Consider the following 25,744-nt stretch of genomic DNA (forward strand, 5'->3'; position numbering starts at 1 on the left):
ACCCGCACGACCGCAATCGGGTTTCGACCGTCGGTCTTGGTGTGCAGAGCCTTAATGATTCTAGTTCTCGTGACGGGGTGTGTCGTACGCGAGTCCCGTTCGGCAGGCGGAGAGTAGCGTCGGGGCCATGAGCATTTTCGACCTCGACAGTGGCGCGCTGTCCGTTTCGGTGAACTCCCGCGGCGCCGAGTTGAGCGGCCTCCGCGATGAGTACGGGAGAGAACTTCTCTGGCAGGGTGGCGACCCGTGGCATCGGCGAGCACCCGTTCTGTTTCCGATAGTCGGACGGATGCCGCATGACCAGCTCATTCACGACGGAACCGGTTACCCGATTGGCCAGCACGGCTTCGCTCGCGACTCAGAGTTTGCAGCCGAGAGGATCAGCGACCGCCAGGTGGTCTTCACCCTTGTGGACACCGACGAGACGCGCTCGCACTTCCCGTTCCCATTCCGGCTCGATGTCGATTTCAGCGTCGACCGCAACGTGCTGATTCTGCGACACACTGTCTCGAACACGGGGGGCCAGGCGTTCTCGGCGTCGCTGGGTGCGCATCCGGCCTTCGCGTGGCCGCTCGCCGCCGGTGTCGCGCCAGACGCGCACACCCTCGAGTTCGCTGTGGACGAGAAGGCGCCCATCCGCCGGATCGTTGACGGGCTGTTGCTGCCCGATGCCCGCCCGACACCGGTGGTGGGGCGAACTCTGCAACTCGAGAAGTCCCTGTTCGTTGAGGATGCCATCATCTTCGACGGGCTCGCCAGCCGTTCGGTGCTCTACTCGGCGCCTGGCACGCCGAGTATCACCCTCGATTTCGCCGACTTCCCGCTACTCGGCGTGTGGTCGAAATCGCCGGGCGACTTCGTCTGCATCGAGCCGTGGTTCGGTATGACGGCGCCGGAGGATTTCGAGGGCGAATACGACACGAAACCCGCACAGTTCATGCTGCATGGCGGCGAATCCCGTGTGTTCACCTACAGCATCACCATCGAGCAGCCCTGACTGCATGAATGTGCTAGGCGCAGGCGTAGTATTGCCACTCGTGTTTACCGGGCGTTCACGTGCTCGGCTGAAAGGACATGATCATGGCTCTGGAGAATGACACCCAGGCACCCGACTTCGAACTGCCGAACCAGTTCGGAGAGCACATCAGGCTCAGCGACTTCCGCAACAAGAGGCCGGTAGCTCTCGTGTTCTACCCCCTGGCTTTTTCGAGCACCTGCACGACGGAGCTCTGCGATCTGCGTGACAACCTCGCGCTGTTCAACGACAAGAGCATCGAACTCATCGGCATCTCCGTGGATTCCAAAGCCACCCAGCGTGCATTCGCGGAGAAGGAGGGCTACGAGTTCAACCTGCTCGCTGACTTCTGGCCGCATGGCTCGGTCGCCAAAGAGTACGGCGTCTTTCTCGAGGAGAAGGGTTACGCCAATCGCGCCAGCTTCCTCATCGACTCCCACGGCATCATCCGTGCCAGCTTCGTCACCGCGCCTGGCGAGGCTCGATCGATAGCCGACTACCGTGCTGCTCTCACCGAGTTGACCCCGGTCGCCGTCTAAACCTTCTTCTTTTCCGGGTCGAGTTGGCCCAGAATATTCTGCGGTTCGGTGATCATCACCAGTTGACGGTTATTAATTTCGATAAGCGATTCGATGTCCTTCTTGGACGCCACATTCGTCTGGTAGTCGTGTTTCGAGAGCGCAGCGGCGATGGCATCCTGGCGTCTTGACGGTCTTCTTCTGGGCGCTCTTCGTCGGGCTGGTCTTGGTCACGGTGCGAGTGTAGGTCGGTGCGCGACGAATGGCCGGATGCCTGTACGATGAAGTTTCGTCGTAGCCGGGAAGCCCTCGTGGCAACCGCTGCGGGCCTTTAGCTCAGTTGGTAGAGCGCCACGTTTACACCGTGGATGTCATCGGTTCGAGCCCGGTAGGGCCCACCACTAAAGCGTTGTTCAGCGACATATTTGACGGGGTCGCTCGTGGGCCGCTAACGGCGGAGCATCAGCGCCAGACCGGTCCTTGCCCGTTGGGGCGGTCCGCCAGAACGAAGTCCGGGTCGGCCGCCATCTCGACCAGCCAGCGGAGCGCTGAGATTGGGGTCGCGTGATCGGCGGTCCGTGCGGTGAGTCTCCCGTTCCGTCGCGCGTCGGCGATCGCAGCTCGCCACGCTTCATCCATTGCGGTGATCTCAGTGGCGTGAACGGTTTTCAGCGCCTCCATCTCCACGAGTGTTCGCGACTTGGCGGCGGCTGTCGATACGACGTACTCGACGTCCGGATCGGCCGGGCTCACTGGTACGAGCATGCTCACCCGCCGCGCCCTCACGGCGGCTCCGACGAGCGTCAGAATGACCACCAAAACGTTGGTGACGGCCCATGCGATCCACAGGCCGATGCTGACATTCGTAAAGCTTGCGGGCTCGCGCACGCGGGTGACAGCCGCTCTGAACAGTCCGATAACCGGCAGAACGGCGGAGGCGATGTGCAATTGCCATGCCTGCTTGCGGGTGTCCTCGGATCCCCATCCGGGAGCGCCATTCCACCCAGCGTCGAAACGATGGTGACAATGGCTGCGATAACATTGATTGTCATTTCCCGTACGCGGTCGGTCTCGAAGTTGATTCGTGGCGGCGGGAGCACGATGGAACCGGCGGTCATTGATCCGAGGAGCGTCACAATGAGAAGGGTGAAGCCGAGAACAAGTATCGGTGTCGGTGTCGACTGCAGCCGAGGGGCGCGGGCGTTCCACTTCTGATGGCGAGGATCCCGGGCGGCCTTTCGACGCTCACCAAGCGCTCCTCAGGTCGTTCACGTGAAGCTGGGTTTGCCTTGATTCTGCTTGTGCTCAAGAGATCACCTCGCGTTTAAGTGAAGACTCCTCGTTAAGGATATGCTGCTCGGGTAGTGCTATCGCCATCGAACCTTTGTCGGCGCGGATTGGTTACCAGGCAGAGGACGGCGCCGTCACGACGGGCACCGGGGTGTAATGCCAGCGTGAACCGTTACCGTAGTGGCTGCTCGCCCACGGCGAGGCCCAGATGGCCTGTTCCGTGATACTCGTCGGCGCTGCGGTGGCAAGCGCAGTGACGATCGCGCTGAAACTCGGGTTGCGCTGGAGGTTCTCGGCGGCTTTCTGTGCGGCGATCACGAGGTTCGCGTACGAACCCGTTCCTCCACCACCGCCGGAGCCGTATCCGTTGTTCATCGGGTTGTTGCGGTTCCACCAGTTGTCCGGGCCGTTCTCCTGCCGCATCCACCGTACAAGGACTGTCACGTTGTCGTCGGTCGTCGGCCAGCCACCCGACATCAGCACCACTTTGGCCCAGTCGTAGTTGGTGCCATTCGCAGACAACGTTTGCACGCCTGCGGTGGTCGAGTAGGCATCACGGGTCACCGAGAGCATTCCGCGGTCGGACACGGTGAGTGTCTGGCCATGGTGAGCGATGTAGGCATTCAACTGCTCGGCTGCACTCGGGGGAGCCGCCGGCGCGATGGCGCAGGTAGCCGCGAGAGCCAGGGCCGCGACAGCTGCACCGACGGCAAGGCCCCTCCTTACCCGTCCCAGCGGTCGAGAGGGCTTCGCTGTTGCGCGACGGCCAGTGGGGATTCGATGGGTGAGAGTCATAGGGCTGCGTTTCCTGCGTCGGTAGGAATGCCAGCGGCAGGAATAACGAAGTTTACCAGAGGCTCTTTTCTGGCATTGAGGGGGCCGATGCTGGCCGGGTCGACCTCGCTGATTCGCATCATCCTCACCTCTCGAAAACCATCGAAAACCCTGGCCCGAGGGGCAAGGTGTCACGTCGGGAGGCAGGTTCTACTCAAGGTCGCCGGCGAGCAGTTCCCTGGCGCGTGCCTTGCGCACGGTGGACCAGCCGTCAAGGCCCGGACGGTAGTCAGGAGGGCAGGCGCGCTCCCAGCGTTCGATCACTTCGATCTCGGCGGGGATGTCTCCTCGACGCCGGTAAAGGATGGCGGCCTGCTTGTAATAGCCCTGTGCCGGTTCCTGCCCGGTGACCGTCGCGTGCCTGTCGGTCGCATCCAGAATTCCGACTAGCAGTTCGAGCAACTCGTCATCACGCTTCTCGCTGCGGAGTTTGTCGAGCTGCGGCACCCAGTCGACGTAGGGCTTGCCCCTGAACTGGGCGGCCTCGTCTTCCTCAGCACGCTGTGCCGCGTGGTCTTCGAGGGTCCACTCACTCTGCGGTTTGGCGGCGCGAGATTCGTGAGTTGAGGGCTCAACCGGATGGGCGTGACAGCCCGTCTGCGGATCGTCGGGAGCCGTCGTCTTTGGCTTGCTCCTGAATGCGTCGAAGAATCCCATGCGCTCGATCGTTGCACAGCCGCCACCTGCTTCGCATCTTCGACGCGCGTCCGCGCCGCCTGTCGCGGTACCTCTGGGAGTTTGCTGGACGCCACCGATCACCCGAGCGCTGGCGAGTACTAGTGATGTTCATGAACCCCTCCCCGCTCACCGCCATCGCACTCGTCTGCACTCTCACGCCCTCGCCCAAGCCCTCGAGCAGCGAGCTGATGGCAACGCAGGTACTCGAGCAACTCGCTGCCCACGGAGTGCCCGGCGAGAGTGTTCGCATCATCGACCAGTCGATCACGCCAGGGGTGGAGACGGATATGGGAAGCGGAGATGGATGGCCCGCCCTGCGCGACCGCATCCTGGCTTCAGACATCCTGCTGGTGTCGACGCCGATCTGGATGGGACATGCCTCAAGTCTGGCCCAGGTCGTGATGGAGCGACTCGACGCCGAGCTCTCCTTCACCGACGCTGCCGGTCGTCCACATCTCTACGGCAAGGTCGCGATCGTCTCCGTTGTCGGCAATGAAGACGGCGCGCACAAAGCGACAGCGGATCTCTTCCAGGCACTGAACGACGTCGGTTTCACTATCCCTGCCCAGGGCGGCACGTACTGGAACGGTGAGGCCATGCAGACCGTCGACTACAAAGACCTCGATTCGACACCGGACCCGGTGGCAAGCGCGACGAGCGCGATGGCGGCTAATGCCGCCCATCTCGCTCGGGCTCTCAAGGCTTCGAACTATCCCGCGTCTTAATGGCACTTTTTCGCGACCCCTGTCAAGCCCCTACTTTTTTGTCGCAGCTGATTTAGCCTTTTCTCAGATGCAGCAAGCGAGACGAGACCGTCTCGTATAGCGCAGCATGCTTCTTGATGACTGGTGCAGGAGAGACGGTTCTACGATTTTCCTCGGCCGCGCCCAGTACGACGATCGCAGTGTTTTATGCCATATTTTTCGGCGGCTTGTCAACCCCTCCCGCTGAGGGAATTCGGTCAATAGGTTTGTTCCAACCACTTTGGGGGTCACAAATGAGTATCACCGCATACGAAGTCTCTGAAGCAAATATCATCGAAGCGCGTGGCGACGCGCGGGTCTCGAGCGATCCGCTCCGCGACTACCTGCAGCAGATCGGTCGTACCCCACTGCTGACAGCCGACGAAGAGGTTTCGCTGGCCCGTCGTATCGAGATCGGCGTCCTGGCCGACGAACGAATCGCCAACGAGCCGGACCTCGATGCGAAGCTGAAGCGTGAGCTGCAGTGGCTCGCTCGCGACGGCGATCGTGCCTACGACACCTTCATTTGCTCCAACCTGCGACTGGTCGTGAGCATCGCGAAACGTTACGCCGGGCGAGGGCTCCCAATCATGGATGTGATCCAGGAGGGCAATCTCGGTCTGGTGCGCGCGGTCGAGAAGTTCGATTACACGATCGGCAACAAGTTCTCCACCTACGCGACCTGGTGGATCCGGCAGTCGGTACTGCGCGGAATAGCCGACTCGAGCCGCATCATCCGCATTCCGGTGCACACCGTCGAGAAGATGGACAAGCTCGACAGGGTGCGTCGTGACCTGGGGGCTGAACTCGGACGCACCCCCACGATCGTCGAGGTGGCGGATGCCGCGCAGGTGAGCGTGGAAGAAGTGCTCAGGCTCGACAAGACCGACCACGACACCATCTCGCTCGGCCTGCCCATCGGTGACGATGGCAGTACGGAACTCGGCGACTTGATCGAGGACGCCGACACTCCGGAGCCTTTCGAGAGCGTCGAACTCGGCCTGCGCTATGACGACATTCGCCGCAAGCTCGACGCGCTGCCGCCGCGAGATGCCACAGTCATCCGTCTCCGTTTCGGGCTGGAAGGCCGCAAGGCCCTCACCCTCGATGAGGTTGGAGAACTGTATGGCATCACCCGCGAGCGGGTGCGCCAGCTGGAGACGCGCAGCCTCAAGAGGCTGCGCAGCGCCGATCTGAAGTCATACCTCGCCTGAGCGAACCCGACCCCGCCACTTCAGTCGCTGAACTCGGGATTTTCCTGCTCTTCCTGGGCTTGCTCGAACGAGATGTCGTCATTCTCACTCGGAGGCTTTTCAGAAACCAATGCCTCGGGATCAACGTGTTCTTCGTATTTCTCTTTCGCTTCTTCGTCTTCGGGTCCGACGCTGGTGTACTCGTGGTACCGATCTCGATTCTCTGGCATTGCAGGGAATCCCCCTCTCACCCTCCTAGACGTCATTGTCGTCTCGGCATTGTTTGACGGTAGGCCCACCCCGATCGAGCCTCAAGGCCTTGACGCAACTCGTGTCGCGTGTAGGCGCCTATTCCTCGCTGGTCTTTCCCAGCGCACCGACCTCTTCCGTAAGCTGAAGACCCGCAGCACTGTTGGAGGACTGGGTGAGCAACTCGAGCCACTCACGGTTGATCTTGGGCATCCGTCCGCCGTTGTAACGGAACACCATCGGGATGGCCGAGTCGAGCCAGATCGTGCTGCGTCCGTCGCCGACACTCTGCTCATCGCGCCAGGAGAAGAAGAAGCTTTCGTCACGACGCAGTTTCGCACCGATCACCAGTTGCAGGTGCGCGAGAACGCGGTCGTCGAAGATGATCTCGATGGTCGGGCCGTACAGTAATTTTCCCAACGGGACGCCTGCTTTCGTGGTGCGAGAGGTGCTCCTCTCGTGGTCTGATTCGAAGGTTACTACGCGTCACTCCAATCGCACGTCGTCCGCAGATTTGTCGGGGCGCCAACCACGCCACGAGGGCTGGCGAAGACGTCTGGTGGCCGTCCATTCGGCGAATTCGACCTCTCCGATGAGGTCCGGCGTCACCCAGTGGGCGTCGGCGGCGTCGGCCGTCGGCACATCTTCGAACGGTGTCGTCGTGCGGGATCGCTGCGCGAGCCTGGCGTGAAGCTCGTCGAGCTGTTTATCGCTGAAGCCGGTGCCGACACGACCGACATAGCGAAGATGCCCATCCTGCGGCACGCCCATGAGCAGCGAACCGACGCCGTCGCTGCGTCGACCGTTGCCCGGCCGCCAGCCGCCGATCACCACCTCCTGGGTACGGTGGTGCTTGATCTTGATCCAGGCATGAGATCGGCGGCTCGTCGCGTAGCGGCTGTCGCGCTCTTTGGCTACGACTCCCTCGAGTCCGAGTTCCTTGCTGGTTTTGATGGCGTGCTCGAGGTCACCAGCGAAGGCTGCGGGCACCTGGACGACGGCGCCAGGCGTCGTGGAGACGATACCCTCGAGCGCCGCGCGCCGGTCGTCGTAGGCTGTGGTGAGGAGCGACTCGTCGTCGATCTCCAGGGCGTCAAAGACGAGGTAGTTCACTGAGACTGATCTGGCTGCCCGTTCCACATCGCGTGGGGAACTGAGATTCATGCGGTTCTGCAGCAGGCCGAAGTCGGGTCGGCCGCGTTTATCGAAGGCCACGATCTCACCGTCGAAAGTAGCGCTGTCGACCGAGACGACATCTGTGAGGACTTTCAACTCCGGGTAGGTGGCTGTGAGATCTTTACCATTGCGGCTGGTCAGCGTGACCTTCCCATCTTGAACACGGGCGATCGCGCGGATGCCATCCCACTTCATTTCGAATGCCCAGCCCTCCTCAGCGGTGATGTCCTTCGCCGTGCCGAGGGTCGCGAGCATGGGGGAGAAGTCCGTGGTTTTCGCGCGGGGCGCGACTGTCCTGGGCCGCGTGATGTCGGCGGATGTCGCGACCGGCTTCATGAGATGGATCAGCCAGTTCTGGGCGGCCTTGCCGTCGCCGCCGGTATGGATCAGCGCAAAACGTCGTGGTGTGCCCAGTCCGCCCTTCTTCTCCCCGTGCAACGTCACGATGATCTCTTCGTCGTCTCGCCATTTCTCCAGGTCGTAGTGTCCGGCGTCCCAGATCTTCACCTCGCCGCCGCCGTACTCTCCGGCGGGGATCATGCCTTCGAAGGCACCGTACTCGAGCGGATGATCCTCGGTCTGGACCGCGAGATGGTTGCCTTTCGAATCGGTCGGAATACCCTTCGGAAGTGCCCAGCTCACCAGCACGCCGTCATGTTCCAGGCGGAAGTCGTAGTGAAGGTTGCGGGCATGATGCTCCTGGATCACAAAGGACTTTCCGTCGCTCGAAGTCGCGCGTTCCTGCGGAACCGGCTCCGGCGTCTTCGCGGCGTCACGTTTGCTTCGATACTTCTCCAGCCGGTCGGCGGCCGTCGGCGTCGCGGCGAAGTCTCGCAGGTGCGACTCTGTTGGTTCGAGTGAGTCGAGGTGCCCGCTCGTCAGGTCGGCGAGTGGGTCGCCGCGTCTCTTCACACGGCGCAGCACTTCGCGGTAGTCGAGCTGGACCAGATCCTTGCTCGCCAGCTCCCGCCAGGTACGGGGTGCGGCCACCATGGGGAATTCACGGCCACGCAGCGAGTAGGGCGTGATGGTGGTCTTCGAACCGTTGTTCTGGCTCCAGTCGAGCAGTACCTTGCCCGGGCGGAGGGCTTTCTTCATATCGCTGACCACGAGATCCGGATGATCGGCTTCGAGGGAGCGAGCGAGTTCGTGGGCGACGGCTGAGACCTGGTCAGAGGTCTGCTTTCCGTCCAGTGCGGCGTAGAGGTGGATGCCTTTGCTGCCGCTGGTCACCGGCATGGCGGAGAGTCCCATGTCGGTGAGGATGTCGCGAACCAGCTTCGCGACCTCCACGCACTCTGCAAGGCCGGCGCCCTCGCCAGGGTCGAGGTCGAGCACGAGGCGGTCGGGGTTACGCGGTGTTCCGGTGCGGCCGAATTGCCACTGCGGAACATGGATCTCGAGGGCTGCGATCTGACCGAGCCAGATGAGTGTCGCCGTATCGTTCACGAGCGGATAGTCGTTGCTGTGGTCCTTGTGCTCGATGGTGCGGCGCTTGACCCAGGACGGCGTTGAATCGTCGAGGTTCTTCTGGAAGAACATCTGGCCGGGGTCATCCGCAGTCCCCACCCCGTGAACCCAGCGTTTGCGCGTGGCCGGGCGGTTGGCTGCATGGGGGATCAGAACAGTGGCGATCTCCGCGTAGTAGGCGAGAACATCGCCTTTGGTCGTACCGGTCGAGGGGTAGAGCACCTTGTCGAGGTTCGTCAGCGTGATGCGGTGACCGTCGACAGTGACTTTCTCGGTTTGTGATTCGGATGCCATCTGTCCTCGCTCGCAGCGCCGGGCGCTAGAAAGGCCGGGACTGCCCAAAACCTACTCCGAAACGCGAAAGGGTCAAGCCCCGCGCGCACGGAGGGCCGCCTGGTGTGGAATAGGAATATGCGAGCAATCTGGACCGGCGCGATCACCTTCGGTCTCGTGAATGTACCCGTCAAGGTGTACAGCGCGACCGAGGATCATGACCTTTCCCTGCACCAGGTGCACGACAAGGATGGCGGTCGCATCAAGTACCAGCGTCGGTGCGAGATCTGCGGCAAGATCGTGAGCTACGACCACATCGACAAGGCCTTCGATGACGGCGACAAGACGGTCGTGCTCACCGACGACGACCTGTCGACTCTCCCTGCGGAGCGAAGCCGCGAGATCGAGGTGGTCGAGTTCGTGCCGAGCGATCAGCTCGATCCGATCATGTTCGACCGAAGCTACTTTCTCGAACCGGATTCGAAGTCGCCGAAGGCCTACGCGCTGTTGCGAAGAACTCTCGAAGAGACAGATCGCACGGCCATCGTGCACTTTGCCCTGCGGCAGAAGACGAGACTCGGCGCCCTTCGGGTGCATGACAACGTGCTCATGCTGCAGTCGCTGCTCTGGGACGACGAGGTGCGCGAAGCGAAGTTTCCCGCGCTCGAGGAACGGACACGGGTGTCGGCCAAGGAACTCGAGATGTCGTCGGCGCTCGTCGATAGTTTTGCATCGGATTTCAGCCCGGAGAAGTTCAGCGACGAATACCAGGAGGAGTTGAAGAAGCTCATCGACGCCAAGCTCAAGGAGGGCGATGCGCTCGATACCGCGAAGACTTTCGGTGAGGAAGAGGAGCCGGAGGAAGGCGGCGGCGAGGTGATCGACCTGATGGAGGCGCTCCGCAAGAGTGTCGAGAAGAACCGCAGCAGTGCCCCGGCGAAGAAGACCTCACGGAAGAAGGGATAGCGATGCCCGGTGAACGAAACCCGCGACTGAAGGATCCGAAGCTCTATGAGGAGTTCCGTGACGATCGGATTCGAAATCGAAGGCCAGGACGCCGTCGGCAGCGATAGCGATTCGGAAGTTTGAGACCAATGTTTCATTGCCTTCGGCCCGTCATCCTGAGAAATTGCTGCGCGCCAATATCATGTGGGCATGGCTAACCACGACGACGCCGGCGAGAGATCCTCCGCTGCGACGCCGTCGGTTCCCACAGGACCCCGACGCTCCACATTCGCGCCGCCACCGGCGGTCGCTTCGAGGCAGCCGGACGAGTCGATCGTTTCCGATGATGAGCGGGATTACGACGACGACGCTCTGGCCGATGCTCTGGCCGACGAGGCGGTTCGACTTGGTTATTCCGGACCGATCCAGATCATCCGCCCCGTCACCGCTGTCGCCCGGGTTCCGCTTGCCGAACTGCCGGCGCCATCCGGACCGTCCGTTCAGCGTCCAGAACCTGACCCGGCTGACGCTCCGACTCCTGAGCCTCCCGCAGCTGAGACCGACGACCCTCCCGCCGAACTCAGCGCAGCCGTCCCCTCGATGCAGTCCCCAGCGGCCTTCCCCAGTCCGCCGGCACGGACGTCCCTGCCCGACGACGAACTGGTTCGATCGCTGAGTGAGGAATCCCGCCAACCTAACGGGATCGCCAGCGTGTTCGACAAGTTCGAGGAGCACCTGCGCCTGCGACAGCAGGAGGCGCGGACGTTTCAGGAGTGGGAGAACACGGTGCAGGCGATCGGTACGCCAGAGGCGCTCGACTATATCGAAGAGGTGAAGACCGGTTTCATCGAGGTGATTCCTGAGGTTCCGGTCGCTGTCGAGCCTGTTCCAGCGCCAGTCCCCCCGACGAACCCGCCTCCGCTGGTCGAGCCGCCCCAGGCCTACTCACGCTTCGCTCCGCAGCCTGCGGCATCCTCGGACTTCGATTCCCTGGTGACCGGCTCAGACGAGGAGGCTTCTGACGTTCCAGAAGAGCCGGTCGTCAGCGCGCCGGCACACCTGCCTTTCGATGAGATCGCGAGTGTCGCGACATCCGCGACCCCACTGTCGATCTTCAGCCTGGAGGTGAGCGGAAGCGAACCGACACCGCTCGACTATCGCGTCGGACGGTCGACGCGACTATTCTGGCTCTGGTTCGCAACTAATTCATCAGTGCTCAGCATCGCGTTCGGCGGCGCGCTGTTCTCGCTCGGGATGAGCCTGCGCCAGGCGATCGTGTCGGCATTCATCGGCGTTGCCATCTCCTTCATTCCTCTCGGCCTCGGCACTCTCGCGGGCAAGTGGAGCGGGCAACCAACCATGGTGATCTCTCGAGCGACCTTCGGGCTCGTCGGCAACATCGTGCCGGCCGTACTCGCCGTCATCGTCCGCCTGTTCTGGGGTGCGGTGCTGCTCTGGATCATTGCCGCTTCGGCAGGTCGGATCCTGACCGGCGCGAAGCTCGGAGGTTCATTCACCGAACTGCAACTCACGCTGTTGGCGATGGCCGTCGGTTTCGTGATCGCCCTCGTCATCGCCTTTCTCGGCTATCGGTTGTTTGCGCGAATCCAGCTGGTGCTGACTATCGTCTCCGCCATTCTTCTCGTGGCCGTCGTCGTCGCCACCTGGCCGTCGGTGAGTATTTCCAAGGCCCTCACCGTGGGCGACGGCCAATGGATTCTCGTGGTCACCGGCGTTGTCCTGGTCTTCAGCTTCATCGGCCTGGCCTGGGCGAGCAGCAGTGCCGATCTCGCCCGCTACCAGCGCCCGAGCAGCTCCGGTGCGGCGTCGATGCTGTCGGCATCGTTCGGCGCGACTCTTCCCGGTTTCCTCCTCATCGCCTACGGAGCGCTCCTGGCCGCGTCCGACCCGACGGTTGCGAAAGGTCTCGTCACGAATCCACTCGACACCATCGGCGACATGCTGCCCGCCTGGTTTCCGATACCGCTGCTGGCCGCGGCGGTGCTGAGCCTTCTCTCCGGTGTGGTGCTGAGCATCTATTCGGCGGGATTCGCCCTCCAATCGGCGGGGCTGAGACTCCCACGTGAATGGGGCACGGTACTGGTGGGCGCTGTGCTCTTCGCCGCAGCTCTCGTCATGACCTTCACTGTGGATGACCTCGTACCCATCTTCCGGGACATCGCGACCACGCTCGCCGTGCCGGTCGCCGCCTGGGTCGGCATTTTCGCCGCCGAGATGATGATCCGTCGTCGTCGCTTCGACGCTCTGTCGTTGCTTGCGAGGGGTGGTGCTTATCCCGCAGTGAACTGGGTCAACCTCTCGATGCTGGTGGTGGCATCCGCGATCGGGCTCGGATTCACTACGGCCACCGTGAACTGGCTCGGTTGGGAGGGATATCTCTTCTCGGCCTTCAGAGTCCCGCTGAATGGCGAGTTCGCCGGCACGGACATCGGCGTTCTCGTCGCGCTCGTACTCGGTCTGCTCACGCCTTTCGTCGCCGGGGTTCCGGCTATTCGACGACAAGAGCTCGATCGCGCCTGAAACTAGACTGGGCCACATGCCTCACACCGTCGCTGACATCTGCGCCGCCGTCGAACGGCTCTGGCCGATGTCTGGCGCCGAGGGGTGGGACGCCCCAGGGCTTCTCTCCGGCGATCCTGCGGCCCCTGTCGGGTCCATCCATCTCGCCGTCGACGTTGTCGTCGAGGTAGCGGATGAGGCGGTCACCGCCGGTGCGAATCTTCTGCTTGCTCACCACCCCCTGCTGCTTCGTGGCGTCACGACTGTCGCCGAAGACCGGTACAAGGGTGCGGTGCTGGCGCGCCTCATCCGCGGGGACTGCGCGCTGATCGCCGCCCACACGAACGCGGATGTCGTGGAGACCGGAACCTCGGCCGTCCTGGCCTCACGCCTCGGCCTCGTCGATGCGCTGCCCATCGTCGCGGGGGAGACGCCGACTCGCGGCATCGGCCGCGTCGGACGACTCGCTGAGCCGACCACGCTCGGCCGACTGGCCAGGCTGCTCGGTGAGATCCTGCCGGCAACCGCGTCCGGCATCCGGGTCTCCGGTGAGTATGACCAGACCGTCGAGACGATTGCGCTCTGTGGGGGAGCCGGAGACTCCCTGCTGGGCGAGGCGGCGGTGCTCGCCTCCGATGTGTACATCACCTCCGACCTGCGTCATCATCCGGCCTCCGAATCTCGAGAGAACGCCGGCGTCGCCGGTGGCCCAGCGTTGATCGACGTGTCGCACTGGGCCAGCGAATGGTTGTGGCTCGATATCGCCGCCGAGGAATTGCGGGCTGCCCTGCCCGGCATCCGGATCACGGTGAGCGACGTGCGCACCGATCCATGGGATTTCACGATTGTCCAATAACCAGCAAGTGAGGGCCACATGCCACTGAAAGCCAGTCCCGACGACCAGGCGCATCTCCTGGAACTCCAGGCCATCGATACCCGTCTGCAGCAGCTCGACCACAGGGCCAGGACCCTGCCGGAGGGTTCCACGCTCGCTGGACTCTCCAGTGACGCCGACGCGCTGCGCGTCGAACGCCTCAGCGCCACGGGCGCCGTCGAGGATGCACAGTTGGAACTGTCGCGCATCGAAAGCGATGTCGCCGTCGTGGAGGCCCGCGTCAAACGCGACACCGATCGTCTCCAGGGATCGTCCTCTGTCAAGGATGTCGCGGGCCTCGAGAGCGAGCTTGCCGGCCTTCGCAAGCGCCAGCTTGACCTCGAAGAGATCGAACTGACGGTGATGGAGCGACTCGAAGGCCTCGAAGCCGCAACAGCCGAACTCCGCGCGACGAGCGATGCGCTTCAGGCCACGATCACGGAGGTCACGGCGGAACGGGATGCCGCTCTCGGGACCATCACCAGTGAGCGCACCCACTCCGAGGCCAACCGTTCCACCATCGCGAGCAAGCTGCCAGAAGACCTGCTCGCCCTCTACGAACGCCAGCGCCAGCGCTACGGCGCGGGCGCATCGCTGCTGCGCGGCGGCGTATCCGGCGCGAGCGGTGTGAAGTTGAACGAGAGCGACATGGCCGTTATCCGGGCCGCAGCTCCTGATGACGTGGTGCTGTGTCCGGACAGCAACGCGATCCTGGTGCGTACCTCCGAATCCGGGCTCTAGGCACGGCTAAGCTTGCGCTGAATGGGTCGGCAAGACGGTCGCGTCGCTTCGAGAGAAGCGCCGAGGAACGTCCGGGCTCCACAGAGCAGGGCGGTGGGTAACACCCACCCGGGGTAACCCGCGAGAAAGTGCAACAGAAAGCAGACCGCCACTGTGCTGTTTCCGAGAGGCGACGCACAGCGGTAAGGGTGAAACGGTGGTGTAAGAGACCACCAGCGGCCCGCGTGATCGGGTCGGCTAGGTAAACCTCGCCCGGAGCAAGGTCGAACAGGAAACGTTACGGGCGGCTCGCCCAGTTTCCGGGTAGACCGCTAGAGGTGTGCGGCAACGTACATCGTAGATAGATGACCGTCGAAGGTACGCGAGTACCGGGACAGAACCCGGCGTAACAGCCGGCCCATTCGCTTCCCAGCTGGGAAACGGACTACGTTAGGCGTCCGGCGAGAACCGGTAGCCCATGCCGGGCTCGGTGAGCAGATAGCGAGGTCGGGATGGCTCCGGTTCGAGTTTCTTGCGCAACTGCGCGAGGTAGAGCCGAAGGTAGCCGTCCTCGTTCCCATAGGCCGGCCCCCACACGGTGGTGAGCAGATGATGCTTGGTCACGAGCCGGCGAGGATTGCGCACCAGAACCTCGAGAATGTGCCATTCGGTGGGGGTGAGCTTGACAGCGGTGCCGAGCCCCTCGGCATCCGTCCTGGTGACGATGTGAGTCGCGAGATCGACAGTGATATCGCCGAAGCTGGTGATCGGTTCCTCCGGCTCGGCGAGCAAACGGCGGCTGAGAGCACGGATACGGGCGAGCAATTCGTCGATAGCGAATGGCTTCGTGACGTAGTCGTCGGCGCCTGCATCGAGGGCGTCGACCTTGTCGGCGGAATCCGAGCGGCCGCTCACGACGAGGATCGGCACGTCCGTCCAGCCGCGAAGCCCCTCGATCACCTGGATGCCGCTGAACCCCGGCAGGCCGAGGTCGAGCACCACGAGTTCGGGTTTCAATTTCGCCGCGACATCAAGTGCCTCCGGCCCTGACCTGGCGAGTGACACGTCGTAGCCACGAGCAACCAGGTTGATGCGGAGCGCCTTGAGGATCTGCGCGTCGTCATCGACCACCAGTATGCGCATCAGACCTTTCCTCCCATTGAGGATGCGTTGACAGCTGGCAGCGAAATCACCATGGTGAGTCCGCCGCCGGGAGTGTCCTCCGCCTCCAGAGCACCACCCATCGCCCCCATGAAGCCGTTGGACAGTGCCAGCCCGAGCCCGACACCGCTTGAGTTGTCAGTATCGCCGAGGCGCTGGAAGGGCTGGAAAGCCTCGGAGAGCTTTGCCTGCGGGATACCAGGACCGCGATCGATCACGCGAAGCTCGACGCGGCCGCCGAAACTGCTCGCCGTGATGAGCAGCGGTGCTTCGTCGGGCGAGTAGCGCAGGGCGTTCGCGATGAGGTTCACCAGTACTCGCTGCACGAGCACGGGGTCGCATCTGGTCGCGGGGAGGTCCGGGGCGACATCCACACTGATGCGTCCGAAAGGCACGTCAAGTTCGTCGAGTGCGAGCGGAACGATCTCGTCCAGTCCGACGGTGGAGAGCGAGATGGGGAGCACCCCCGCCTGCAGCCTGCTGGCGTCGAGCAGGTCATTCACGAGATCGGCGAGGCGGCGCAGGGACAGCTCGGCGGTGGCCAGCAGCTCATCACGATCCTGTTCACTCCAGGTGACATCGGTGCTGCGCAGGCTGGAGACCGCTGCGGTGGCGGAGGAGAGCGGCGTGCGGAGGTCGTGACCCACTGCCGCCAGCAGTGCAGTGCGCAGTCGATCGGCCTCTTCGAGCGGGCGGATGCCTTGCGCGGCCGTCCGGAGCTCGCGCTGCACGAGCGCCACTTCGATCTGCGAGACGAAAGCGTCGAGTATCCGCCGGTCGGAGGCTTGCAGGTCGCGTCCACGCAACACGACGCTTCCGCTGGCGCTCAGCTCCACCACGGTGCGAGGAACCTCCGGGCCGCCAGCTACCGCGCCGGCCTCATAGAGCTGCGCACCCCGGTAGGTGACGGTGATACTGCTCATCCCGAAGACCTCGCGCATGCGGTTGGCCAGTGCTTCAACGGCGTTCTCGCCGCGGATGATGCTTCCCGCGACATTCGCGAGGGTCTCAGCCTCCGCGGCCGAACGTCGGGCCGCGCGGCTGCGGCTCGCCGCCTGGTCGACCACGAGGCTCACCAGGATGGCGATGATGAGGAAGATCAGGAGCGCGAGCAGATGCAGCGGGTCATTGATAGTGACGGTGTAGAGGGGGGCGACGAAGAAGAAGTCAAGGGCGACTCCGGCGATGACGGCGGCGGTGACGGCCGGCCAGATGCCGCCGACCAGGGCCACGATGACCACCAGCAGTTGAAAGGCAAGCACGTCGCTTACCAGCGATTCACCGTTGCGCAGAGAGCTCAGCAGCCAGGTGAGCAAGGGGAGTCCGCCGATGGCCAACGCGAAGCCGATCAGCCTGCGGCGCAGCGTCAACGATCCGCGCGACTTGGGCAATTGCACGGTGCCAGCTGCCGCGTGCGAGACGATATGTACGTCGATGTCGCCGGAAGCGCGGATCACCGTCTGCCCGATGCCCTGGCCGGTGAGGAAAGCAGTGAGTCGGCTGCGGCGGCTGACACCGATCACCAACTGCGTGGCGTTAACGCCGCGGGCGAACTCAACGAGCGAAGTCGGCGTGTTGTCGCCAATCACCTGGTGATAGCTGCCGCCGAGGCTTTCGGCGAGGGACCGCTGAGCGACGAGGGCGGCCGGATTCGCCTCGGCCAGCCCATCGGAACTGGCCACGTGCACGACGAGCAACTGGCCGCCGCTGGATCGAGCCGCGATCCGCGCACCGCGGCGGATCAAGGTCTCGCCCTCTGCGCCGCCCGGCAGAGCGACAACCACCCTCTCTCGAGCTTCCCATTTGCCGGTGATGCCGTGCTCGTTGCGATAGGACTGGAGCGCGACATCCACCTCGTCGGCCAGCCAGAGCAACGCGAGTTCGCGGAGGGCAGTGAGGTTGCCGAGGCGAAAGTAGTTGGAGAGGGCGGCGTCGATAGTGCCGGCCGGATAGACTTTTCCGCCGGAGAGGCGGGTGCGAAGGGCCTCAGGGGCGAGGTCGACCACTTCGATCTGGTCCGCGGCGCGCAGCACGGAATCCGGGATCGTCTCGCGCTGGGTCACGCCGGTGATCGACTGCACCACGTCGTTGAGCGACTCGATGTGCTGGATGTTGACTGTCGAGATCACGTTGATGCCGGCATCCAGGAGCTGCCGCACATCCTCCCAGCGCTTCAGGTGAGCGGAACCCGGCGCATTCGTGTGAGCGAGTTCGTCGATCAACGCCCATTCCGGATGCCGCGCAAGCAGACCGTCAAGGTCGAATTCCTCGAGTTGCACCAACCGATGTTCAACTGCCCGCCGCGGCAGGATTTCAAGCCCCTCGGTCATGCGGGCCGTCTCCTCGCGTCCGTGGGTTTCGACGAGTCCGACAACGACATCATGGCCCTGCTCCTGGAGCCGCCGACCCTCCTCGAGCATCGAGAATGTCTTGCCCACACCCGGAGCAGCGCCGAGATAGACCTGCAGGAACCCCGCGTTCACGCGCTAGTCGTTCCGGTCCAGTTGAGCGAGGGCGATGTTGAGCTGAAGCACGTTGACTGTCGGGTCGCCGAGGTAGCCGAGTGCACGGCCTCGCACCATCGATTCGATGAGAGCTGCGACATCCGACTCCTCGAGTCCTCTGGTGGTGGTGACGCGGGCCACCTGTTCTCGAGCGTACTCCGGGCTGATCTGCGGATCGAGTCCGGAACCAGATGCGGTTACCGCCTCGGCGGGGATCGCTCCCACGGCCACGCCGTCGCTCTTGGCGATGGCGGCCTGTCGGTCCTTGATCGTCCTGATCAGGTCCTTGCTCTCGGTGCCCTGGTTGCTTCCGCTCGACGCTCCTCCGTCGTAGCCGGCGCCTGCCGCGGACGGACGGGACTGGAACCATTGTGGAAGGGCCGTGCCCTTCTTATCGGTGAAACTCTGGCCGATGAGGCTCGAGCCGACAGCCGTGCCATCGACGTGCACGAGCGATCCTCCGGCCTGCGCCGGGGCCAGCTGTCCGATGCCGGTGACGACCAGCGGGTAGACAATTCCGAGGGCGATCGTGAGCACGATCATCGCCCTGATGGCGACCCAGTACTGCCGGGTGGTGCCGCGTAGTTGACTCATTTTCTTATCCGTTTCGATTCTGTGGTGCTTAGAAGCCGGGGATCAGCGAGATCACAAGGTCAATGACCTTGATGCCGATGAAGGGGGCGATCAGGCCGCCGGCGCCATAAATCCAGAGGTTCCGGCCGAGGATGCTCGAGACCGAGGTGGCCCGGTACTTCACGCCGCGCAGTGCGAGCGGGATCAGCACCAGGATGATCAGCGCATTGAACACGACGGCCGACAGGATGGCCGATGCCGGGGAGTGCAGGTGCATGAAGTTCAGCGCCGCAAGGCCTGGGTAACTCGCCACGAACATCGCGGGGATGATGGCGAAGTACTTGGCGACGTCGTTGGCGATTGAAAACGTCGTGAGTGAGCCGCGGGTGATGAGCAGCTGCTTTCCGATGGCGACGATGTCGATCAGCTTCGTCGGGTCGGAATCGAGGTCGACCATGTTGCCGGCCTCCTTCGCGGCCGAGGTTCCGGTGTTCATCGCGACCCCGACATCCGCCTGGGCGAGCGCTGGAGCATCGTTGGTTCCATCACCGGTCATCGCGACGAGGTTGCCGCCCTGCTGCTCGCGTTTGATCAACTCCATCTTGTCTTCCGGCGTCGCCTCGGCGAGGAAATCGTCGACGCCGGCCTCGGCGGCTATTGCCTTCGCGGTGAGCGGGTTGTCTCCCGTGATCATCACGGTGCGGATGCCCATCCGGCGGAGGTCGGCGAAGCGTTCGGCGAGACCGGCCTTGACGATGTCTTTGAGGTAGACGACACCGAGTACCTGACCAGCTCCGCCCGATGCCGCAGCCTCGGCGTTCCTCTCGGCCACGACGAGCGGTGTGCCACCGGCCTCCGAGATACGGGTGACGATCTCATCGAGCTCCTGCTGCTCCCTCGATCCGAGCGAGCCGACCCAGCCGGCGACCATCGACCCGGCGCCCTTGCGCACCTGGCTGCCGTCGGCGTAGTCGACACCGCTCATTCTGGTCTGCGCGGTGAAGGGGACCACGGTGCCCTCGACGGAGGACGGGATCGCGAAACCCTGCTCGTTCGCCAGGTCGAGGATCGATTTGCCCTCCGGCGTCGGATCGCTGAGCGAAGATGTCGCGGCGGCTGTGGCCAGCCGCTCCATACTCACCCCGGTCAGGGCCGCGAACTCGGCAGCGCGACGATTGCCGTAGGTGATGGTGCCTGTCTTGTCGAGCAGCAGGGTTGTCACGTCTCCCGCTGCCTCGACGGCTCGTCCGGACATAGCCAGCACGTTGTGCTGCACGAGGCGGTCCATACCGGCGATGCCGATCGCGGAGAGCAGCGCGCCGATGGTGGTGGGGATCAGGCACACCAGAAGTGCGACGAGTACGGGAATGCTCTGCGAGGCGTGTGAGTAGTCCGCAATCGGATTGATAATGAGCACAACGATCACGAAGATAATCGTGAGACTCGCCAACAGGATGTTGAGCGCGATCTCGTTCGGGGTCTTCTGCCGGGACGCACCCTCGACGAGCTTGATCATGCGATCGACGAACGTCTCACCAGGACGGCTGGTGATCCGCACCACGATTCGGTCGGAGAGTACGCGGGTGCCACCGGTGACGGCACTGCGATCTCCGCCGGATTCACGCACGACCGGTGCCGATTCTCCGGTGATCGCCGACTCGTCCACCGATGCGATTCCCCAGATAATGTCCCCGTCGCCGGGAATGGGCTCTCCGGCCGATACGACGACGGTGTCGCCAAGGGTTAACTCTGCCGAGGCTACCTGGGCGATCGTCGCCCGTTCTGCACCGACATCCGTCGCCTCGTCGTAGGAGGTGACCTTGTTCGCCATGGTGCTGGTGCGGCTGTCGCGGAGACTCTTAGCCTGGGCCTTTCCGCGCCCCTCAGCCACAGATTCCGCCATGTTCGCGAAGAGAACCGTGAGCCAGAGCCAAACCGCAATCGCCCAGATGAAGGCGAGCGAGGTGGGGGAGGCAGTTGAGGTAGTCGACTCGCCGAGAAACGGCTGTGCGAGAGCGAGAACGGTGGTGAGAGCAGCTCCGACTTCGACGACGAACATGACGGGATTGCGCCACATGAGCCGCGGATCGAGCTTGCGGAAGGCGCCGGGCAGGCCGGCCACCAGCTGTCGGGCACTGAACGCCGACGACTTCTTGCGAGTGCTCGCCGCGGGTGTTCCGGTGGGCGTGATGAGTGTGGTTGACATGACTACTTGAGTCCTTCTGCCAGGGGGCCTAGCGCTAGAACGGGGAGATAGGTGAGTGCGGAGACGATGACGACAGTTCCGATGAGCAGCCCGATGAACTGCGGACGATGGGTTGGCAGCGTACCCGCGGTTGTCGGAATCTTGTCCTGAGCGGCGAATGATCCGGCAAGGGCGAGCACGAACACGATCGGGAGGAAACGTCCGAGGAGCATGGCCACACCGAGAGCAGTGTTGAACCACGGGGTGTTCGCGGTGATTCCGGCGAACGCCGATCCGTTGTTATTTCCCGCCGAGGTAAAGGCGTAGAGCACTTCCGAATATCCGTGAAGGCCGCTATTGGCCATGGAGGTTCCGACCACCGATTCACGCACCGCCGGTATCGCGAAGCTGAGCGCCGTGCCGGCGAGGACAATGGTCGGCGTCGTCAGGATGTAGAGGCTGGCGAGTTTGATCTCCCGCGCCCCGATCTTCTTGCCCAGGTACTCCGGTGTGCGACCGACCATCAGGCCGGCCACGAAGACGGCGATGATCGCCATGATGAGGATGCCGTAGATACCCGCTCCCACACCTCCCGGAGCAACTTCGCCGAGCATCATGTTGACCATGGCGAGACCACCGCCGAGGGAGGTGAAGCTGTCGTGCATCGAGTTGACCGCACCCGTCGATGTGAGGGTGCTGGTCGATCCGAAGATCGTCGATCCAACGATGCCGAACCGGGTTTCTTTGCCCTCCATAGCTCCGCCGGCCAGCTGGCTTGCTGTTCCGTTGCCCAGCGACTCCAGCAGGGTCAGGAGGGAGGCGGAGACGATCCAGATGATGCCCATGACGGAGAGGATCGCGTAGCCCTGGCGGTGATCGTTGACCATCCGCCCGAAGGTGCGGGCGAGGGAGAACGGTATCGCCAGCATGAGCACGATCTCGAAGAGGTTCGTCCATGCGTTCGGGTTCTCGAAGGGGTGTGCAGAGTTGACGTTGAAGAAGCCGCCGCCGTTGGTGCCGAGGAGCTTGATCGCCTCCTGGGATGCGACGGGACCGCCAGGGATCGACTGCGCCCCACCGGTGAGCGTCGCCACATGCTGGAAGCCGGAGAAGTTCTGGATGACGCCACCGATGATCAGCACGACGGCAGCCACCAGCGAGAGCGGTAGCAGGATGCGGACGACACCACGAGTGAGATCCACCCAGAAGTTGCCGATTGTCCTGGACCTGCGGGCAGCGAGCCCCCGGATGAGAGCGATGGCTACGGCGATGCCGACGGCGGCCGACACGAAGTTCTGCACGGCGAGGCCCACGAGCTGCACGGTGTATCCCATGGTCAGTTCGGGAGAGTAGGACTGCCAGTTCGTATTGGTGACGAAGGAGATCGCGGTGTTCCAGGCCAGTGACTGCTCAACAGGCGGCAGGCCGAGGGAGTAGGGCAGGATCTCCTGGATCCGCTGCACAAGGTAAACGAGGAGCACGCCGATCGCCGAGAATGCGAGCACACTGCGCAGGTACACCGACCAGGTCTGCTCTGAAGAGGCATTAACGCCGACCAGTCGGTAGAAGCCGCGTTCGAGGGCCAAGTTCTTCCGGCCGGTGTAGACGCGAGCCATGTAGTCGCCGAGGGGACGATAGATCAGTCCGAGAACGAGCGTGAGGGTCGCGACCTGCAAAATGAATAGCCAGGAGTTACTCATTAGAAGCGCTCCGGCTTGATCAGCGCGAAGACCAGATAGACCAGCGCGGCGACTCCGAGCACGAGGCTGAGGATGGTGAGGAAGATCACAGCTTCTCGACCCCCCAGGCCACAAGGGCGACGATAGCGAAAAGAGCTACCACGCCAATCAGATAGACGAGATCAAGCAAAAGAATCCTCCGCTGAAGCGACCGACTGCGGCCAAGCGGGCACGCAGCGACATTCCTGTACGAAGGAAGAGTCCACACCCGAGGGCGCTACGAATACCGCGCCCTAACGGATCCCTAACGGCGAGGGATCAAACGCTAACGCGTCGCACTGCTGCGGAGGCTATTTTCCTGCGGCCAAGGCGGCGGCGCCGAGAATCCCGGCGTTGTTGCGCAGGGTGGCCGGCACGATGGGGGTGTCGAGTTTCAGCAGGGGGAGGAAGTCCTTGTACTCCTTCGAGACGCCTCCGCCGACGATGAACAGGTCGGGGTGAAAATACGCCTCGAGAGCGGAGTAGTACTTCTGCAGGCGGGCCGCCCAGTCGCCCCAACTCAGGTCTTCACGTTCCTTGGCCGCATAGGAGGCCTTCGTCTCGTAGTCCACGCCCTCCAACTCGATGTGTCCGAGTTCAGCGTTCGGCACCAGCACACCCTTGTAGATGATGGCGGTGCCGATCCCGGTGCCGAGGGTCGTCATGATGATGAGGCCCTTGGCCTTTTCCGCTGCACCGTAGAGGGTCTCGGCATAGCCGGCGGCATCCGCATCGTTAACGAACCGGATGTCGCAGCCGAGGCTCTTCTCGAACAGCTTCTCGGCTTCCAGGCCGATCCAGCTCTTCGACACGTTGGCGGCGGACAGTGTGGTGCCATTGACCACCACCGCGGGGAAGCAGACGCCCACCGGCTCCTTCTTGTCGACGCCGCCGAGCTTCTTGATGATCTGCTGCACGGTCTCGACGATTGCGTCAGGCTCGCCGCCCACCGGCGTCGGGATCTTCACGCGATCGCTCAGCAGTTTTCCGTTGGACACGTCGACCACAGCTCCTTTGATGCCGGTTCCGCCGATGTCGATGCCTACTGCCTTGTTAGCCATGCGTCATTCTTTCTGCGTGTTGTGCCGAATCCGTCGTTGTCTGAGATTAGAGGAGCGTGAGGACTTCTGCGCCATACTCCGTCACGACCATGGTGTGCTCGAATTGCGCGGTGATACTGCGATCCTTGGTCACGATGGTCCAGTCATCCGCCCATATCTCCCACTCGATCGAACCGAGGGTCAGCATGGGCTCGATGGTGAAGACCATACCGAGCTCGATCTCTGTCGAGTACTGCGGGGCCGAGTCGTAGTGCGGGATGATCAGCCCGGAGTGGAAGGCCTCGCCGACGCCATGACCGGTAAAATCACGCACCACGCCATAATCGAAGCGGCGAGCGTAGGACTCGATAGCGCGGCCGATCACATTCACCTGGCGTCCGGGGGCCACGGCCTTGATGCCGCGGTTGAGTGACTCACGGGTGCGATCGACCAGGTCTGCGATTTCCGTAGTCACCTCTCCGACGGTGAATGTCCGGTTGCTGTCGCCGTGCACGCCGTTCTTGAAAGCAGTGATGTCGATGTTGACGATGTCGCCGTCTTCCAGCACCGTGTCATCCGGGATGCCATGGCAGATCACCTCGTTCACCGAACTACACAGCGACTTGGGATAGCCGCGATAGCCGAGGGTCGAGGGATAGGCGTCATTGGCGACCATGTAGTCGTGGCCGATCGCGTCCAACTCATCGGTCGTGACGCCTGGTCGCACGCTGGCACCGACAAGGGCGATGGCATCGGCGGCGATCCTGCCCGACTCACGGATGCGCGCGACCGCCTCAGGCGAATAGATGTCTGACCCGGCGAACCGCGAAGGAGCCGCCTTGCCGACGTACTCTGGACGCGGGATGTGCTGCGGCACCGATCGCCGGGGAGAGACGTGTCCCGGTACGAGGTGTCCGCTCGAATCCCTGGGCATAGGATCGATTTTAGTTGGCGATGGGAGTCTTCATGACCGAGTGGTACTACAACAACCGAACTGGCGAGGTCGAAGAGGGCAGGCAGTCGCTCGCCTCAGAGGTCGATGGCCCCTTCGAATCGAAGGAAGATGCCGCTCGGGCGCCGGAGATCATCGCCGAACGCTCGCGCAAATGGGCCGAGGACGACGCCAGGAACGACTAATTAGTCAGTCCTCGTACTCATGTTCCGGGGCAGGGTATGCGTGGTCGGACACGTCTGAGATATAGCTCTTCACCGCGTCCGTGAGCACCTCGCTGAGGTTCGCGTACTTCTTCACGAACTTCGGGATGCGACCCGTCGTGAGGCCGGCCCAGTCGGTCCAGACCAGCAGCTGTCCATCGACGTGGGGGCCCGCCCCAACCCCGATGGTGGGGATTCGGAGTTCCCTGGTGACCTGCTCCGCCACATGCGACGGAACCATCTCGAGCACAACGGCGAAGGCGCCGGCTTCTTCGACCGCGTGGGCGTCGGCGAGCAGCTGTTCTGCGCCCTCCCCCCGGCCCTGAATGATGTGTCCGCCGAGCCCATGCTCGCTCTGCGGCGTGAATCCGATGTGCGCCATGACCGGGATGCCGGCTGAGACGATGCGGCGGATCTGCTCCGCGCTGCGCACGCCGCCCTCGAGCTTGACAGCGTGGGCGTGCGTCTCCTTCATGAAACGGAAGGCTGTGTGCAGGGCTTCGTCCGGCCCCGTCTCGTAGGAGCCGAAAGGCATGTCGGCGACGACGAAGGCCCGCGATACGGCACCAGCGACGGCGCGCGTGAGCGGGATGAGGTCGTCGACTTTCACCGGGAGGGTCGTGTCGTAGCCGAGCACGTTGTTGCCAGCCGAGTCGCCGACGAGCAAAAAGTCGATTCCCGCCGCGTCGAAGATGGATGCCGTCAGCTGGTCGTAGCTGGTGAGGCCGGTGATTTTCACGCCGTTCTCTTTGGCACTCTGAAAGTGCCTGGTACGAACGCGTTTGTGGTTGGGTGGCACTGTATTCGCCTGCGTCGCCGCAGCGGTGGGGTCGGTCATGCCTGAAGCCTACTCAGGATGGAGCGGAGTCGAGGCAGAGCCACTAGCCTAATAGTCGGGCCGAATCGTCGA

At 63.2% G+C, this 25,744-nt stretch carries 24 protein-coding genes, 1 tRNA gene and 1 other RNA gene; 11 read left to right on the plus strand and 15 right to left on the minus strand.

What is annotated here, in order from left to right:
- The first annotated feature begins 127 nt into the window (after positions 1-127).
- From ABIB56_RS00280 to ABIB56_RS00290, 3 genes are all read left to right on the plus strand, one after another.
- Positions 128-997 carry an aldose 1-epimerase family protein gene (locus ABIB56_RS00280; protein WP_354566717.1) on the plus strand — a complete coding sequence of 290 codons (870 nt, stop codon included), beginning with the start codon at positions 128-130 and terminating at the stop codon, positions 995-997.
- Between the two features lie 83 nt (positions 998-1,080).
- Complete coding sequence (locus tag ABIB56_RS00285; protein WP_354566718.1) at positions 1,081-1,554, plus strand: peroxiredoxin; 474 nt, start codon at positions 1,081-1,083, stop codon at positions 1,552-1,554.
- A gap of 304 nt (positions 1,555-1,858) precedes the next feature.
- Positions 1,859-1,934, plus strand: a tRNA-Val gene (locus ABIB56_RS00290).
- A 61-nt stretch (positions 1,935-1,995) separates the two neighbouring features.
- On the opposite strand, the gene ABIB56_RS00295 is transcribed toward ABIB56_RS00290, so the two are convergent.
- The 3 genes from ABIB56_RS00295 to ABIB56_RS00305 all read right to left on the minus strand — a co-directional run bounded on the left by ABIB56_RS00295 (position 1,996) and on the right by ABIB56_RS00305 (position 4,314).
- Positions 1,996-2,481: a hypothetical protein gene (locus tag ABIB56_RS00295; RefSeq protein WP_354566720.1), complete on the minus strand. Its 486-nt coding sequence runs from the start codon at positions 2,479-2,481 to the stop codon at positions 1,996-1,998.
- A gap of 453 nt (positions 2,482-2,934) precedes the next feature.
- Entirely contained in the window at positions 2,935-3,618 is a 684-nt protein-coding gene (locus tag ABIB56_RS00300; protein WP_354566722.1) for a hypothetical protein, read from the minus strand.
- 189 nt (positions 3,619-3,807) lie between these two features.
- Positions 3,808-4,314 (minus strand): hypothetical protein, encoded by a 507-nt coding sequence (locus tag ABIB56_RS00305; protein WP_354566724.1) that lies wholly within the window; start codon positions 4,312-4,314, stop codon positions 3,808-3,810.
- 131 nt (positions 4,315-4,445) lie between these two features.
- On the opposite strand from ABIB56_RS00305, the gene ABIB56_RS00310 reads away from it, so the two are divergent.
- Complete coding sequence (locus tag ABIB56_RS00310) at positions 4,446-5,060, plus strand: flavodoxin family protein (RefSeq protein WP_354566725.1); 615 nt, start codon at positions 4,446-4,448, stop codon at positions 5,058-5,060.
- A 272-nt stretch (positions 5,061-5,332) separates the two neighbouring features.
- On the plus strand, positions 5,333-6,292 hold the full coding sequence (locus ABIB56_RS00315) for a sigma-70 family RNA polymerase sigma factor (protein ID WP_354566727.1): 960 nt from the start codon (positions 5,333-5,335) through the stop codon (positions 6,290-6,292).
- Positions 6,293-6,312: 20 nt separating this feature from the next.
- Here the strand turns inward: ABIB56_RS00315 and ABIB56_RS00320 are convergent, their stop codons facing one another.
- From ABIB56_RS00320 to ABIB56_RS00330, 3 genes are all read right to left on the minus strand, one after another.
- Positions 6,313-6,501, minus strand: coding sequence for a hypothetical protein (locus tag ABIB56_RS00320; protein WP_354566729.1), 189 nt, complete (start codon positions 6,499-6,501; stop codon positions 6,313-6,315).
- 118 nt (positions 6,502-6,619) lie between these two features.
- Positions 6,620-6,940, minus strand: a complete 321-nt coding sequence (locus ABIB56_RS00325) for a DUF7882 family protein (protein ID WP_354566730.1) — start codon at positions 6,938-6,940, stop codon at positions 6,620-6,622.
- Positions 6,941-7,006: 66 nt separating this feature from the next.
- Positions 7,007-9,460 carry an ATP-dependent DNA ligase gene (locus ABIB56_RS00330; RefSeq protein WP_354566731.1) on the minus strand — a complete coding sequence of 818 codons (2,454 nt, stop codon included), beginning with the start codon at positions 9,458-9,460 and terminating at the stop codon, positions 7,007-7,009.
- A gap of 117 nt (positions 9,461-9,577) precedes the next feature.
- Between ABIB56_RS00330 and ku the strand changes: the two genes are divergently transcribed.
- The 5 genes from ku (at position 9,578) to rnpB (ending at position 14,923) form a co-directional block, all read left to right on the plus strand.
- Positions 9,578-10,405 carry a non-homologous end joining protein Ku gene (gene ku, locus ABIB56_RS00335; protein ID WP_354566732.1) on the plus strand — a complete coding sequence of 276 codons (828 nt, stop codon included), beginning with the start codon at positions 9,578-9,580 and terminating at the stop codon, positions 10,403-10,405.
- A 189-nt stretch (positions 10,406-10,594) separates the two neighbouring features.
- Positions 10,595-12,925 (plus strand): purine-cytosine permease family protein, encoded by a 2,331-nt coding sequence (locus ABIB56_RS00340; protein ID WP_354566734.1) that lies wholly within the window; start codon positions 10,595-10,597, stop codon positions 12,923-12,925.
- A 16-nt stretch (positions 12,926-12,941) separates the two neighbouring features.
- Positions 12,942-13,760: a Nif3-like dinuclear metal center hexameric protein gene (locus ABIB56_RS00345; RefSeq protein WP_354566735.1), complete on the plus strand. Its 819-nt coding sequence runs from the start codon at positions 12,942-12,944 to the stop codon at positions 13,758-13,760.
- An 18-nt stretch (positions 13,761-13,778) separates the two neighbouring features.
- Positions 13,779-14,519, plus strand: a complete 741-nt coding sequence (locus tag ABIB56_RS00350) for a zinc ribbon domain-containing protein (protein WP_354566736.1) — start codon at positions 13,779-13,781, stop codon at positions 14,517-14,519.
- 22 nt (positions 14,520-14,541) lie between these two features.
- Positions 14,542-14,923: RNase P RNA component class A (rnpB, locus tag ABIB56_RS00355), an RNA gene on the plus strand.
- Between the two features lie 25 nt (positions 14,924-14,948).
- Here the strand turns inward: rnpB and ABIB56_RS00360 are convergent.
- From ABIB56_RS00360 to map, 8 genes are all read right to left on the minus strand, one after another.
- A complete protein-coding gene (locus ABIB56_RS00360; protein WP_354566737.1) occupies positions 14,949-15,641 on the minus strand; it encodes a response regulator in 693 nt (230 codons plus the stop codon).
- Positions 15,641-18,142: a DUF4118 domain-containing protein gene (locus ABIB56_RS00365; protein WP_354566738.1), complete on the minus strand. Its 2,502-nt coding sequence runs from the start codon at positions 18,140-18,142 to the stop codon at positions 15,641-15,643. Before ABIB56_RS00365 ends, ABIB56_RS00360 begins: the two co-directional genes overlap by 1 nt.
- 3 nt (positions 18,143-18,145) lie before the next feature.
- A complete protein-coding gene (gene kdpC / locus ABIB56_RS00370) occupies positions 18,146-18,757 on the minus strand; it encodes a potassium-transporting ATPase subunit KdpC (RefSeq protein WP_354566740.1) in 612 nt (203 codons plus the stop codon).
- Positions 18,758-18,785: 28 nt separating this feature from the next.
- The gene (gene kdpB, locus ABIB56_RS00375; protein WP_354566741.1) at positions 18,786-20,942 is read right to left on the minus strand and encodes a potassium-transporting ATPase subunit KdpB; all 2,157 of its coding nucleotides are present in this window, start codon (positions 20,940-20,942) and stop codon (positions 18,786-18,788) included.
- Between the two features lie 2 nt (positions 20,943-20,944).
- A complete protein-coding gene (gene kdpA, locus ABIB56_RS00380; RefSeq protein ID WP_354566742.1) occupies positions 20,945-22,621 on the minus strand; it encodes a potassium-transporting ATPase subunit KdpA in 1,677 nt (558 codons plus the stop codon).
- Complete coding sequence (gene kdpF / locus ABIB56_RS00385; protein WP_354566743.1) at positions 22,621-22,710, minus strand: K(+)-transporting ATPase subunit F; 90 nt, start codon at positions 22,708-22,710, stop codon at positions 22,621-22,623. Before kdpF ends, kdpA begins: the two co-directional genes overlap by 1 nt.
- Before the next feature lie 240 nt (positions 22,711-22,950).
- On the minus strand, positions 22,951-23,700 hold the full coding sequence (ppgK, locus tag ABIB56_RS00390; protein ID WP_354566744.1) for a polyphosphate--glucose phosphotransferase: 750 nt from the start codon (positions 23,698-23,700) through the stop codon (positions 22,951-22,953).
- 46 nt (positions 23,701-23,746) lie between these two features.
- On the minus strand, positions 23,747-24,613 hold the full coding sequence (gene map / locus ABIB56_RS00395; protein ID WP_354566745.1) for a type I methionyl aminopeptidase: 867 nt from the start codon (positions 24,611-24,613) through the stop codon (positions 23,747-23,749).
- A gap of 32 nt (positions 24,614-24,645) precedes the next feature.
- On the opposite strand from map, the gene ABIB56_RS00400 reads away from it, so the two are divergent.
- On the plus strand, positions 24,646-24,816 hold the full coding sequence (locus ABIB56_RS00400) for a methionine aminopeptidase (RefSeq protein ID WP_354566746.1): 171 nt from the start codon (positions 24,646-24,648) through the stop codon (positions 24,814-24,816).
- A gap of 4 nt (positions 24,817-24,820) precedes the next feature.
- Here ABIB56_RS00400 and panB read toward each other — a convergent pair whose 3' ends face one another.
- Positions 24,821-25,672: a 3-methyl-2-oxobutanoate hydroxymethyltransferase gene (panB, locus tag ABIB56_RS00405; RefSeq protein WP_354566747.1), complete on the minus strand. Its 852-nt coding sequence runs from the start codon at positions 25,670-25,672 to the stop codon at positions 24,821-24,823.
- Between the last annotated feature and the right edge of the window lie 72 nt (positions 25,673-25,744).

The sequence above is a fragment of the Glaciihabitans sp. UYNi722 genome (genome assembly GCF_040549465.1).
Classification (GTDB): Bacteria; Actinomycetota; Actinomycetes; order Actinomycetales; family Microbacteriaceae; genus Lacisediminihabitans.

Coding starts and splice junctions, on each gene's coding strand:
- ABIB56_RS00280 (WP_354566717.1), top strand. CDS start 128: ATGAGCATTTTCGACCTCGACAGTGGCGCGCTGTCCGTTTCGGTGAAC.
- ABIB56_RS00285 (WP_354566718.1), top strand. CDS start 1,081: ATGGCTCTGGAGAATGACACCCAGGCACCCGACTTCGAACTGCCGAAC.
- ABIB56_RS00300 (WP_354566722.1), bottom strand. CDS start 3,618: ATGACTCTCACCCATCGAATCCCCACTGGCCGTCGCGCAACAGCGAAG.
- ABIB56_RS00305 (WP_354566724.1), bottom strand. CDS start 4,314: ATGGGATTCTTCGACGCATTCAGGAGCAAGCCAAAGACGACGGCTCCC.
- ABIB56_RS00310 (WP_354566725.1), top strand. CDS start 4,446: ATGAACCCCTCCCCGCTCACCGCCATCGCACTCGTCTGCACTCTCACG.
- ABIB56_RS00315 (WP_354566727.1), top strand. CDS start 5,333: ATGAGTATCACCGCATACGAAGTCTCTGAAGCAAATATCATCGAAGCG.
- ABIB56_RS00320 (WP_354566729.1), bottom strand. CDS start 6,501: ATGCCAGAGAATCGAGATCGGTACCACGAGTACACCAGCGTCGGACCC.
- ABIB56_RS00330 (WP_354566731.1), bottom strand. CDS start 9,460: ATGGCATCCGAATCACAAACCGAGAAAGTCACTGTCGACGGTCACCGC.
- ku (WP_354566732.1), top strand. CDS start 9,578: ATGCGAGCAATCTGGACCGGCGCGATCACCTTCGGTCTCGTGAATGTA.
- ABIB56_RS00340 (WP_354566734.1), top strand. CDS start 10,595: ATGGCTAACCACGACGACGCCGGCGAGAGATCCTCCGCTGCGACGCCG.
- ABIB56_RS00345 (WP_354566735.1), top strand. CDS start 12,942: ATGCCTCACACCGTCGCTGACATCTGCGCCGCCGTCGAACGGCTCTGG.
- ABIB56_RS00350 (WP_354566736.1), top strand. CDS start 13,779: ATGCCACTGAAAGCCAGTCCCGACGACCAGGCGCATCTCCTGGAACTC.
- ABIB56_RS00360 (WP_354566737.1), bottom strand. CDS start 15,641: ATGCGCATACTGGTGGTCGATGACGACGCGCAGATCCTCAAGGCGCTC.
- kdpC (WP_354566740.1), bottom strand. CDS start 18,757: ATGAGTCAACTACGCGGCACCACCCGGCAGTACTGGGTCGCCATCAGG.
- kdpB (WP_354566741.1), bottom strand. CDS start 20,942: ATGTCAACCACACTCATCACGCCCACCGGAACACCCGCGGCGAGCACT.
- kdpA (WP_354566742.1), bottom strand. CDS start 22,621: ATGAGTAACTCCTGGCTATTCATTTTGCAGGTCGCGACCCTCACGCTC.
- ppgK (WP_354566744.1), bottom strand. CDS start 23,700: ATGGCTAACAAGGCAGTAGGCATCGACATCGGCGGAACCGGCATCAAA.
- map (WP_354566745.1), bottom strand. CDS start 24,613: ATGCCCAGGGATTCGAGCGGACACCTCGTACCGGGACACGTCTCTCCC.
- ABIB56_RS00400 (WP_354566746.1), top strand. CDS start 24,646: ATGACCGAGTGGTACTACAACAACCGAACTGGCGAGGTCGAAGAGGGC.
- panB (WP_354566747.1), bottom strand. CDS start 25,672: ATGACCGACCCCACCGCTGCGGCGACGCAGGCGAATACAGTGCCACCC.